General features: G+C 70.7%; 7 protein-coding genes and 1 pseudogene. 5 read left to right on the top strand and 3 right to left on the bottom strand.

Going from position 1 to position 11820, the window contains the following annotated elements:
- A pseudogene (locus tag F9C41_RS40680) lies at window positions 1-826 on the top strand (DivIVA domain-containing protein); the annotation flags it as partial.
- 85 nt (window positions 827-911) lie between these two features.
- On the opposite strand, the gene F9C41_RS15660 reads toward F9C41_RS40680, so the two are convergent.
- Window positions 912-1133, bottom strand: a complete 222-nt coding sequence (locus tag F9C41_RS15660; RefSeq protein ID WP_230689646.1) for a DUF2631 domain-containing protein — start codon at window positions 1131-1133, stop codon at window positions 912-914.
- Window positions 1134-1336: 203 nt separating this feature from the next.
- Here F9C41_RS15660 and F9C41_RS15655 point away from each other — a divergent pair, with 203 nt between their 5' ends.
- Together F9C41_RS15655 and F9C41_RS15650 are read left to right on the top strand one after the other, a co-directional pair.
- The gene (locus tag F9C41_RS15655) at window positions 1337-2920 is read left to right on the top strand and encodes a Rieske 2Fe-2S domain-containing protein (RefSeq protein WP_196279791.1); all 1584 of its coding nucleotides are present in this window, start codon (window positions 1337-1339) and stop codon (window positions 2918-2920) included.
- A 508-nt stretch (window positions 2921-3428) separates the two neighbouring features.
- Window positions 3429-4619, top strand: coding sequence for a S8 family peptidase (locus F9C41_RS15650; RefSeq protein WP_155387476.1), 1191 nt, complete (start codon window positions 3429-3431; stop codon window positions 4617-4619).
- A gap of 170 nt (window positions 4620-4789) precedes the next feature.
- Here F9C41_RS15650 and F9C41_RS15645 read toward each other — a convergent pair whose 3' ends face one another.
- Both F9C41_RS15645 and F9C41_RS15640 read right to left on the bottom strand, forming a co-directional pair.
- Window positions 4790-7267 (bottom strand): GcvT family protein, encoded by a 2478-nt coding sequence (locus F9C41_RS15645; protein ID WP_155387475.1) that lies wholly within the window; start codon window positions 7265-7267, stop codon window positions 4790-4792.
- A 105-nt stretch (window positions 7268-7372) separates the two neighbouring features.
- Window positions 7373-8128: a TetR/AcrR family transcriptional regulator gene (locus tag F9C41_RS15640; RefSeq protein ID WP_155387474.1), complete on the bottom strand. Its 756-nt coding sequence runs from the start codon at window positions 8126-8128 to the stop codon at window positions 7373-7375.
- 99 nt (window positions 8129-8227) lie between these two features.
- Between F9C41_RS15640 and F9C41_RS15635 the strand changes: the two genes are divergently transcribed.
- Complete coding sequence (locus F9C41_RS15635) at window positions 8228-10336, top strand: MMPL family transporter (protein ID WP_155387473.1); 2109 nt, start codon at window positions 8228-8230, stop codon at window positions 10334-10336.
- A 266-nt stretch (window positions 10337-10602) separates the two neighbouring features.
- The gene (locus tag F9C41_RS15630; RefSeq protein WP_155387472.1) at window positions 10603-11757 is read left to right on the top strand and encodes an alkaline phosphatase PhoX; all 1155 of its coding nucleotides are present in this window, start codon (window positions 10603-10605) and stop codon (window positions 11755-11757) included.
- The last annotated feature ends 63 nt before the right edge of the window (window positions 11758-11820 follow it).

Here is an 11820-nt window from a genome sequence, read left to right as displayed (position 1 = left end):
CGCCGAGCTGCGGGCCGGCCTGGCCGGCCCGACGCCGGCCCCCGCGCCCGTGCCGGACCGGATGGGCCCGCCGCCCCCGCCGCTGCCGACCCGCACCCCGGCCGCCAACGCGCCGACCGGCGCGCTGCCGCGCTACGAGCAGCCGCGCTTCGACGAGCAGCCCTCATACGCGGGCCAGAGCTCGATGGGCCCCGGTCCCGGCAGCCAGCAGCAGGCTCCCGCGGTGCCGCCCGGCCCGCAGGGCAGCTTCGACGGCTTCGGCGGCGGTCACGGTCGCGCCGACATGACCAGCGAGATCCGGATGGAGCGGCCGCAGCCGCCGCGCATGCCGGAGCCGCCCCGCAACGAGCCCCCGCGTGTCGACCCGTACGGGCCGAGCAGCGGTTTCGGCTCCGTGACCGCGCAGCAGCCGGTGTACGGCGGCGCGCCGCAGCGCGGCGGATACGACAACGACGCGACGAACACGTTCGGCGCGGTGCCCCCCGCCTCGGCCAACCCGTCCACGTACGGTGGCGGCGGCGGTTTCGCGCCTCCGCCGCCCCCGCCGCCGGCCGCGCCCGCGGGCCCGGCCTACACGGGCGAGCTGGCCCGGGTGGACCAGCTGCGGCGCACGTTCCAGCTGCGCCGGTTCGGCAGCGGCTACGACCCGCAGCAGGTCGACCGGCTGTTCGAGAACGTCCTGGGCTCGCTGTCCGGGCGCACCGGCGGCACGGTCAACGAGGGCGAGCTCGACGCGGGCCGCCTGAACCTGGTGCCCGGCGGCTACTACGAGGCCGAGGTCGAGCAGGCGCTGCGCGAGGTGCGCGACATCGTCGGCCGGCGCTGACCGGCGAAAGCACGACGGCCCCGGCCGCAGCCCTTCGCGGGGCGCGGCCGGGGCCGTTCTTCGCAGGTCAGCCGCGCAGGGCAGGTCAGTCGCGCAGGCCGTTGCGGCGCAGCACGACGTCGATGATGATGATCGCGGCGAGGATCCCGGCGGTGCCGATCAGCCAGATGGACTCGACATTGCCCTCGTGGTTGCCGAACAGCATCAGCAGCAGCATGACGATCACCACGGTCCCGGCGATCCGGGCGGCCTTCACCGGCGTGGGAGCGTGCTGGTCGGGCGAGGTTACCGGCTCTTCTGCGGCCACGATCAGGTCCTTCTCTCTCGACTCCAGGCCTCCGCCGACGGCGAGCGTCGCGGTGGCGGCAATACAGTTTGGCATGGCGTGATCCAGAGCTCGGGGGGAGTCCGGCATCCCGCGGGCGAGGTGGCGGTGGACGGGCCCGCCGGAGCGCTCAGGTAGCGTCTATCAGGTCCACTACGGGGCGAGAAGGGAAACGGGCAGTGCGGATCACCGGTACGGGACACGCCAGCATGCGGATCGACACGGCGGCGGGTTCGATCCTGTGCGATCCGTGGGTGAACCCGGCGTACTTCGCCTCGTGGTTCCCCTTCCCCGACAACTCGCAGCTCGACTGGGAGCACCTCGGCGACGTCGACTACCTGTACGTGTCGCACCTGCACCGGGACCACTTCGACGCGGCGCACCTGAAGCGCTTCGTCAGCAAGAAGGCCACCGTGCTGCTGCCGGAGTACCCGACCTCGCAGCTGGAGGACGAGCTGCGGGCGCTGGGCTTCACGAAGTTCTTCAAGACCGTGTCGGACGAGGTGCACGAGCTCGACGGCGGCCTGAAGATCATGATCCAGGCGCTGATCTCGCCGACGGACGGCCCGATCGGCGACTCGTCGCTGTGGGTCGAGCACGACGGCGTACGCGTGCTCAACCAGAACGACGCCCGCCCCACCGACCTGATCCGCTTCACCGAGCTCGGCCACGTGCACGCGCACATGCTGCAGTTCTCGGGCGCGATCTGGTACCCGATGGTCTACGAGCTGCCGCAGGCCGCCAAGACCGCGTTCGGCAAGCAGAAGCGCGAGCGGCAGTACGACCGCACCTGGCGCTACATCGACGACCTGAAGGCGTCGCACGTCTTCCCGATCGCGGGCCCGCCGTGCTTCCTCGACGACGAGCTGTGGCAGTTCAACGACATCCATGGCGACGAGGGCAACATCTTCCCGGACCAGTCGGACTTCCTCCGGGAGTACGCCAAGGTCGGCGGGACCAACGGCGTCGTGCTGCTGCCGGGCTCGGTGTCGACGCTGACCGCCGACGCGTGCGACACCACGCACCCGGTGCCGGACCTGGACGAGTTCTTCGCCCGCAAGGAGGAGCACCTCAAGGCGTACCAGGAGCGGCAGCGGACGGTCATCGAGCGGGAGAAGGCGTCCTGGTCGCACCCGGAGATCGACGTGCTGGCCGGGATGAAGGCACGCATCGAGCCGCTGCTGGACGAGTCGGTGCGGCTGGCCCAGGGGGTGGGCGGCCCGGTGCGCTTCGACCTGACCGACCCGGCGGGCGAGCTGATCGAGTCGATCCTGGTGGACTTCCCGAACAAGGAGGTCCGGATCGCGGCGGACGAGAAGGTGCGCTACCGGTTCCGGACCGAGCGGCGGCTCATCGAGCACCTGCTGCACATCGACGAGGGCGACTGGGTCAACTCGCTGTTCCTGTCCTGCCGCTTCTCCGCGGCGCGGATCGGGCAGTACAACGAGTTCGTGTACGCGTTCTTCAAGTGCCTGTCCGAGGAGCGCCTGCAGTACGCGGAGGGCTGGTACGAGTCGCAGCGGCCCGACGCCGAGGACATCACCGTGGACGGCTGGTCGTTCCAGCGCCGCTGCCCGCACCTGAAGGCCGACCTGACCCGGTTCGGCATCGTCGAGGGCGACCAGCTCACCTGCCAGCTGCACGGCTGGAAGTGGAACCTGGCCACCGGCCGCTGCCTGACCAGCGTCGGCCACGAGATCCGGTCCGAGAAGGCCGGACAGCCGGCGTCGGGCGCGCAGGACCAGCCCGCCGCGACCCCGGCCGGGTAGCCGCGGCGCTGCCGTAGACCGCCCCGATCAGCGGGACTCGCCCCTGATCCGGGCGGCTTGCGCGTGGGCGGCCGCCACGATCTCCTGAGCCTCCTTGCGGGCCTCCGTGCGGTGGTCTCAGCCTGCTTCTCGGCCAGCCGCAGGATCTGTTCCACCCGCGCGCCGAGTCCGGTGGACCACCGCTGTGCCGTCGTCTGCATCCCGTACTCCCCGTGTCCCCGCCATGGAAGCCGACGCGGTCAAGACCTGGCCTCCCGTCACTGCGCCGCAGCTCGGTCCGTTGGCGTTTATGCAGGTCAAGCCGAGGGATGGCAGGTAGTCGGGGACGTCGCCGGGTCGGGGGACAGGTCTCCAACCTTCCCAGTGAATAGCAAGACAGCGATAAACATAAGTCTTCAAATATTCATAATCGCTGTATACGTTCCTCCAAAACACAGTTCCGGCGGGTCCTGCCACGAGCTACGAGCCAGTGCCTCGGGCCGCCGGCCTGACAGGGGAGGAACCAACCATGAAACGTGCCCGCACGTTCGTGCTGGGTGTCGCGGTGCTGTTGGCCGGTGCCACCGCCCTGCCCGCGGCGGCCGCCGCCGCGCCCCCGGAGGCGGCTGTGCTCGCCGTCAGCGGCGAGGTCGTGGCCGACAGCTATGTCGTGGTCCTCAAGCCCGGCGCCGACGTCTCCGCCGCGACCGGACTGGCCGGGCGGCACGGGGCGAGCCTGCGCAAGACGTTCCGGGCGGGCCTGCGCGGCTTCTCCTTCAGTGGCAGCGCCCTCGCCGCCCGCCGCATCGCCGCCGACGCGTCCGTCGCCTACGTGCAGCCCAACATGGTCCACCGGGCGAGCGCCACGCAGTCGCCCGCCACGTGGGGCATCGACCGCATCGACCAGCGCAACCTGCCGCTGAGCAACTCCTACACCTACTCGAACACCGCGTCGTCGGTGCGGGCGTACATCATCGACACCGGCATCCGGTTCGCGCACAGCGAGTTCGGCGGGCGGGCCGTCTCCGGGTTCGACGCGATCGACGGCGGCACGGCCGACGACGGCAACGGCCACGGCACCCACGTCGCGGGCACCGTCGGCGGGACCACGTACGGCGTGGCCAAGGGCGTGACCCTGGTTGCGGTGCGGGTGCTGGACGCCGAGGGCAGCGGCACCACCGAGCAGGTCGTCGCGGGCATCGACTGGGTGACCGCCGACCACGACCCGGGCGAGCCCGCGGTCGCCAACATGAGCCTCGGCGGCGGCGCGGACACGGTGCTGGACAACGCGGTGAAGGCGTCGATCGCCGACGGTGTCACGTACGCCATCGCGGCCGGCAACGGCATCCTGGGCATCTTCGCGGCCAACGCCTGCAACTACTCGCCCGCCCGGGTGCCCGAGGCGATCACGGTGTCGGCGACGCAGACCAACGACAGCAAGGTCTCCTGGGCCAACCGGGGCACCTGCGTCGACATCTTCGCGCCCGGGGTGAACATCACGTCGTCGTGGTTCACCGACAACACCGCGACCAACACCATCAGCGGCACCTCGATGGCGACCCCGCACGTGGCCGGCGCGGTCGCGCTGTACCTGCAGAACAACCCGGGTGCGACGCCCGCCCAGGTGCAGGCGGCGCTGATCGCCAACGCCACCACGGGCGTGGTCGGCTCCCCGGGCAGCGGCTCCCCGAACCGCCTCCTCTACACCGGCAACTTCTGACCCCACCCCCCAAGCCCCGGCGGGGTTCTCAGACCCCCGAACCCCGCCGGGCACCGGCAGGGCGCGCCGAGGGGGCCGCCTTGCAACGACGTTGGCCTATCTGGATGAGTCCGATCGCGAAAAAGTCATCCAGATAGGCCAACGTCTATAAAAGGCGGGGCCGGGCGCCGTCACATCTTGATGCGGCCGTTCTTGGGGTCGTAGAGGGGGCGCAGGGAGGCCGTGGCGGGGTAAACCCGCTCGGCGATCTCCACGGTCCACGTTCCCGCGTCGATCCAGGCCTGGTCGAGCGGTACGTCCCCGGCGTCGATCATCGCGAGCCCGACCGCCCCGCCGAGCGTGTGGCCGTATGACGCGGCCCTGATGTAGCCCACCGGCACCCCGTCCCGCCGCACCACCTCGGCGTGGAACATCATCGCGTCCGGGTCGGTGACCAGGATCTGGAGCAGGCGGCGGCGCAGCGGCCCCTCGGCCTTCTTCGCGAGAACCGCGTCGCGCCCGATGAACCCGCCCGGCTTGTCCAGCGCGACCGCGAACCCGAGCCCCGCCTCCAGCACCGAGTCGGTGTTGTCGATGTCGTGCCCGTAGTCCCGGTAGCCCTTCTCCATCCGCAGGCTGGACAGCGCCTTGAGGCCCGCGTGCCGCAGCCCGAGCGGCCGCCCGGCCTCGACCAGCCGGTCGTACGCGTGCACCGCCTGCTCGGCCGGGATGTACAGCTCGTACCCCAGCTCGCCCAGGTAGGTGATCCGGATGCACAGCGCGCGGGCGAACCCGAGGTCGATCTCGCGAGCCGTCCGGAACCCGAACGCCTCGTTCGACATGTCCGCCGTGGTCACGGCGGACAGCAGCTCACGCGACCGCGGCCCCTGGATGTTGATCTGGGCGTACGCCCCGGTCATGTCGGTGGCGAACGCGTGCGCCCCGGTCGCCTCGAAGTGCCGGCGCATGCGCGTCTCGACGTGCCGGTGCGCGGTGTCGGAGGCGACCACCCAGAACCGGTCGTCGGCCAGCTTGGTGACGGTCAGGTCGGCTTCCAGCGTGCCGCCCTCGTTCAGCCACTGGGTGTACGTGATCATCCCCGGCTCGCCGTCGACCCGGTTCGCGCTCAGCCGCTCCAGCGCCGCCCCCGCGTCGCGCCCCTGCACCAGGAACTTCGCCATGAACGACATGTCCATGAGGATCACGCCCTCGCGGGCTGCCCGGTGCTCCTGCGCCCAGTGGCCGAACCAGTTCTGCCGCCCCCAGGACAGCTTCTCGACCTTGGGCTCCTGGCCCTCCGGGGCGTACCAGTCGGGGCTCTCCCAGCCGCTGACGTCCTTGAAGTAGCCGCGCCGTGCGCGCAGGCGCTCGTGGATCGGGGACAGCTTGGCATTGCGAGCCGTCTCCATGGACTTGCCCGGGTAGTGCGGCGCGTAGACCATGCCCAGCGACTCCACGGTGCGGGTCGCCCGGTAGGCCGGGTTGCTCTGGTACGTGTGCAGCCGGTCGATGTTCATGCCGGTCACGTCGATGTCGGGGCGGCCGTTCAGGATCCAGTGCGCCATGGCCCGGCCGATGCCCCCGCCGGTCAGGATGCCGATCGAGTTCAGGCCCGCCGCGACGAAGTAGTTCTTCAGCTCCGGGGCCTCGCCGACGATCGGGGCCAGGTCGGGGGTGAAGCTCTCCGGGCCGCAGAAGAACTTGCGCACCCCGACCTCGGTCGAGATCGGGATGCGGGCCATCGCCTTCTCCAGGTAGGGCGCCATGCGGTCCCAGTCCGGGGGCAGCTCGCCGAAGGAGAACGTGTCCGGGATGCCCTCGACCTTCCACGGCGCGCACAGCGCCTCGAACAGGCCGATCATCAGCCCGGCGCCCTCCTCGCGGAAGTAGCCGTACGACGACGGGTCCTCCAGCACCGGCAGGTCGCCGTGCATGCCGTCGATCGGCTCGGTGATCAGGTAGTAGTGCTCGGCGGCCTGCAGCGGGATGTTCACGCCGGCCTTCTCGCCGAGCTGGCGGGCCCACATGCCCGCGCAGTTGACCACGAACTCGGCCTCGATGTCGCCGTAGGGCGTGCGTACGCCGGTGACGGTGTTGCCCTGCTTCAGGAAGCCGGTGGCGGGCACGTTCTCGATGATGCGTACGCCCTGCATCCGGGCGCCCTTGGCCAGCGACATGGTGACGTCGACGGGGTTGGCCCGGCCGTCCTCGGCGACGTAGAACCCGGCCAGCACGTCGTCGACGTTCGCCAGCGGGAACAGACCCTTGACCTCGCCAGGGGAGACCTCGTGCACGTCCACGCCGCACAGCCGGTTGAACGCCGACACCCGGCGGTACTCCTCCAGCCGGTCCGCGTCCGTGGCCACCTGCACGAACCCGACCTGCTTCAGACCCGTGGCGAGGCCCGTCTCGGCCTCCAGCCGGCTGTACAGGTCGCGGGTGTACTTGCGCATCTCGGTCGAGGTCTCCGACATCGAGCCGAAGGTGACCATGAGACCGGCGGCGTGCCACGTGGTGCCCGAGGTGAGCTTGTCCCGCTCCAGCAGCACCACGTCTTTGCAGCCCATGTGCGCCAGGTGGTACGCGATGGAGGTGCCGATGATGCCGCCGCCGACGACCACCACGCGGGCACGGTCGGGCAGCTGGGGAACGGCTGTGTTGCTCGTCATAGCGCGCGAGCCTACCTTCCTGAGCCGCGAATCAGTCACCCGCCGCCCACTCCACCACCCACCTGCCCCAACCTGCCCGCCCGGCGTCCCACCGCGCCGCAACTCTTAAAGACTTGCGGGCTCCGGGCTGGCCTGAGGCCGCGACTCTTCAAGAGTTGCGGCAGAGGGGGAGGCGGCCGGGGGGATCTGGGCGGCGAAGGAGGCGAGTTCGGCTTCGAAGAGGGGTTCGGTGTCGGTGGCGGCCCAGGTGAGCTGGCCGAACAGTTCGGCGGCGAGCACGCCGTAGAGGCGGATCCAGGAGGTCAGGAAGACCGCGGTGACCTCGATCGGCAGCTCGCCGTGCGCGGGCAGCGCCCCGGCCAGCCGGTCGAGGTCGACGTGGGGGAGCTGTGGCAGCCGGCCCGCCTGCCACAGCTCCAGCATGGGCTCGACGAAGATCTGGCCGAGCTGGGCGCCCGCGCACTGCAGGTCGTCGCACTGCTGGTGGAACTGCTCGACGCCCGGCAGCGGCGGCCCGAAGATCAGGGTCGCCTCGGGCCGGTGCGCCAGCGCCCAGCGCCGCAGCTCGCGCGCCATGACGAGCAGCCGCCGTAGCGGATCGGGGTCCGGGTCCGCGTCGCGGGCCGCCTCACAGGCGAGCCGCACCTCGTTGTGCAGGTCCGTGCACAGCTCGATGACGAGCGCGTCGAGCGCGGGCACGTACCGGTAGAGCGCGGCGGCGGTCATCCCCATCTCCCGGGCGATGGCACGCAGCGAGATCGCGGCCGGCCCGCTCGCGACCAGCTGCGCCCGCGCCAGGTCCTTGATCTCGATCAAGGTGCGCTCGCGCAGGCGCTCGCGGCGGTGTGAGGTGTCCGACATGGAGCTCCCTTGACCGGAGTGAACGTCGTCCGCGAAAGTAAACACCGTTCACTCAAATGAGTGGCGTAAACAATGATATCTGTTCCGGGAAGGAACGCGATGTTCGCGTGGTGGGGGCGAGCCGTGGTGCGGCTGCGCTGGTTGGTGCTCGGCATAGCCGCGGCGGTGCTGGTCATCGGGGCGTCGTGGGGCGGCGGCGTGTTCGGCGACCTGATCAGCGGGGGGTTCGACGACCCGGGCAGCGCGTCCAGCCGGGCGCACCGGGAGATCACCGCCCAGCTCGGCCGCCAGGACGTCGACATCCTGGCGCTGTACTCCTCGGACAGCCTGACCCAGGACCAGCCCGCGTTCCGGGACGCGGTGACCGCAGTCGCCACGGAGCTGTCCGGGCGGCCCGAGGTGGCCAGCGTCGTCGGCGCGTTTACCCCGGGCGTGCCCGGCCGCTTCACCTCCACCGACGGGCACGCCACCTACCTGGCGATCCAGCTGCGGGACGGGGACGAGAACAGCAAGCTCGACGATCTCGCCGTGCTGCGCGACGACCTGGTCGCCGACGGGTTGCACACCGAGGTCGGCGGGCTCATCCCGTTCCTCGACGACGCGAACACGCGGATCAACGACGACATCACCAAGGCCGAGCTGATCAGCCTGCCGATCCTGCTGGTGCTGCTGGTGTTCATCTTCCGCGGCCTGGTCGCCGCGGCCACCCCGCTGTTCGTCGGCGTGCTCGCCGTGCTCGGCGCGTTCATCGCGGTACGCCTGCTCGCACAGGTCACCGACGTGTCCGTGTTCGCCGTCAACATCATCACGATGCTCGGCCTGGGCATGGCCATCGACTACGCGCTGTTCGTGGTCAGCCGGTTCCGAGAAGAGCTGGCCGCCGGGCGCAGCCCCGCGGACGCGGTCGCCCACACGCTGGCCACCGCGGGGCGTACCGTGCTGGTCTCGGGTTTGACCGTGGCGCTCGCCCTGGCCAGCCTGCTGATCTTCCCGATGGACTTCCTCAAGTCCATGGCCTGGGGTGGCATGGCCGCCGTGCTCGTCGCCATGCTGGCCGCGCTCACCGCCCTGCCCGCGCTGCTGGCCGTGCTCGGCCCGAAGATCAACGCATGGCGCGTACCGCTGCCGAAGCTGTTCCAGGCGCGTCCGGCCGGTGAGGGCGGCTGGGCCCGCATCGCCCGCAGCGTGATGAGCCGGCCCGTGCTGTACGCCCTCGGCGTCGCCGCGATCCTCGCGCTCACCGCGACCCCGTTCCTGCGGGCGCAGTTCGGCGGGTTCGACGAGCGAGTGCTGCCCGCGGGCACCGAGTCGCGCACCGTCACCGAGCGCATCGCCGACGAGTTCCCCGGTGGCAGCGCCGCCCCGATCAGCGTCCTGATCCTCGGCCCCGGGGCGGACACCATGCTGACCCGCATTCAGGCCGTGCAGAACGTGCCCGGCGCGATGATCGCGGCGCAGAAGGGGGACGCCACCCTCATCACAGCGTCGTACCCCGGCGAGCCGGCCGACGAGAGTGCTCGCGAGGTCGTGCAGGCGATCCGGGACCTGCCGGTGCCCGACGGGACACAGATGCTGGTCGGCGGGCGGACCGCGGCCGACCTGGACCAGCTCGACTCGCTCGGCGGGCGGCTGCCGTGGATGCTCGGCATGGTCGCGGTGAGCACGTTCCTGCTGCTGTTCCTGGCATTCGGCTCGGTCGTGCTGCCGTTGAAGGCCATCGTGATGAACGTGATCTCGATCGGGGCGTCGTTCGGGGTGGTCGTCTGGATCTTCCAGGACGGGCACCTGTCGGACTGGCTCGGCTTCACCGTGACCGGCTTCCTGGAGCCCGGCAACATGGTGCTGATGCTGGCGGTCCTGTTCGGACTGGCCACCGACTACGAGGTGTTCCTGCTGTCGCGGGTGCGCGAGGAGTGGGACGCCACCGGGGACAACACCCAGGCCGTCGCGTCCGGGCTGCAGCGCACCGGCGGGATCATCACCGCCGCGGCACTGCTGCTTATGGTGGTGCTGGGCGGGTTCGCGACCGGTGGCACGACGACGATCAAGGTGCTCGGCGTCGGGATGGTGGTCGCCGTGGCCATCGACGCGGCACTGGTCCGGGCGGTGCTGGTGCCCGCCACGATGCGCCTGCTGGGCCGCTGGAACTGGTGGGCCCCCGGCCCCCTGGGCCTGGTCTACCGCCGCTACGGCCTCAAGGAGGCCTGACCCGCGGCCTGCCTTGGCGGCGTGGGCGCACCGGCCTCCGCGGCCCGGTGCCCCGCTTGCGGGCCAAGATGGCTGTTTCGGGTCGGAAGGTGCGGTTGGACCTCACTTTCCGGCCCGAAACGGCGATCTCCGTCGGTGGATCTTGGGTGGTTGCGTCGCGGCCGGATACCGTTGGGACATAAGACGTTCATCTGATCACGGGATGGGCGACGTCTGGGGCTCTTAGCGTGCTCGCTGACAGACATCGACCATCGTGGAGGTCTACTGTGGACCGTCGTAACGTGCTGCGGGCCGGGGTCGTGGGCGGCGCGGCCGCTGCCTTCTCGGGTGCGCTGTGGAAAGAGGCGTTCGCTGCCCCGGCGCAGCCCGGCCCGGGACCCTACGGGGCGCTGCAGGCCGCCGACGCGAACGGCATCATGCTGCCCTCCGGCTTCACCAGCCGGGTCATCGCGCGGTCCAGCCAGACCGTGTCCGGCACGTCGTACACCTGGCACGCCGCCCCCGACGGCGGGGCGTGCTTCGCCGACGGCTCGGGCTGGATCTACGTGTCCAACTCCGAGGTGTCCGCGGGCGGGGCGTCGGCGGTGAAGTTCAACTCCGGCGGCACCGTCACCGGCGCGTACCGCATCCTGTCGGGGACCTCCACCAACTGCGCGGGTGGGCATACGCCCTGGAACACCTGGCTGTCCTGCGAGGAGACGTCGACCGGCCGGGTCTGGGAGACCGACCCGTGGGGTGTGAACGCGGCTGCGGCCCGCCCGGCGATGGGCCGGTTCAAGCACGAGGCCGCCGCCTGCGACCCGGTGAACCACGTCATCTACCTGACCGAGGACGAGACCAACGGGTGCTTCTACCGGTTCATCCCGAACACCTGGGGAAACCTGGCCACCGGCACGCTCCAGGTGGCCAAGGGCGGTTCCGGCACGAACGTCATGCTCACCTGGGCGACCGTGCCGGATCCGGACGGCTCGCCGACCGTGACCCGCAACCAGGTCAGCGGCGTGAAGCGGTTCAACGGCGGTGAGGGCTGCTGGTACGACAACGGCATCGTCTACTTCACCACCAAGGGCGACAACCGCGTCTGGGCGTACAACACCGCGACGTCGCAGATCGAGCTGGCGTACGACGACTCGCTGGTGAGCGGCACACCGCCGCTGACCGGGGTCGACAACATCACCGGCAGCGCGACCAGCGGGGACCTGTTCGTCGCCGAGGACGGCGGCAACCTGGAGATCTGCGTCATCACGCCGGACGACGTCATCGCGCCGTTCCTGCGCATCACCGGGCAGAGCTCCTCGGAGGTCACCGGACCGGCGTTCAACCCGGCCGGCAACCGCTTCTACTTCTCGTCCCAGCGGGGCACCTCGGGCTCCTCGTCGGGCGGCATCACCTACGAGGTCACCGGACCGTTCCGCAGCTGACCTGAGCGCTCGCCGGGCCGTGCCCACGGCCGGGCCGGCGAGCGCCCCGCTCCGTTGACCTTC

It is taken from the genome of Catellatospora paridis (assembly GCF_009720365.1).
In the GTDB taxonomy this organism is placed as follows: Bacteria; Actinomycetota; Actinomycetes; order Mycobacteriales; family Micromonosporaceae; genus Catellatospora; species Catellatospora paridis.
The sequence above is the reverse complement of the archived record's forward strand: the minus strand, read 5'-3'. Positions and strand labels throughout refer to the sequence as shown.

What these genes read in the sequence shown, in the direction of transcription:
- F9C41_RS15645 (WP_155387475.1), bottom strand. Translation starts at nt 7,267, where the DNA reads ATGACGAGCAACACAGCCGTTCCCCAGCTGCCCGACCGTGCCCGCGTG.
- F9C41_RS15640 (WP_155387474.1), bottom strand. Translation starts at nt 8,128, where the DNA reads ATGTCGGACACCTCACACCGCCGCGAGCGCCTGCGCGAGCGCACCTTG.
- F9C41_RS15650 (WP_155387476.1), top strand. Translation starts at nt 3,429, where the DNA reads ATGAAACGTGCCCGCACGTTCGTGCTGGGTGTCGCGGTGCTGTTGGCC.
- F9C41_RS15635 (WP_155387473.1), top strand. Translation starts at nt 8,228, where the DNA reads ATGTTCGCGTGGTGGGGGCGAGCCGTGGTGCGGCTGCGCTGGTTGGTG.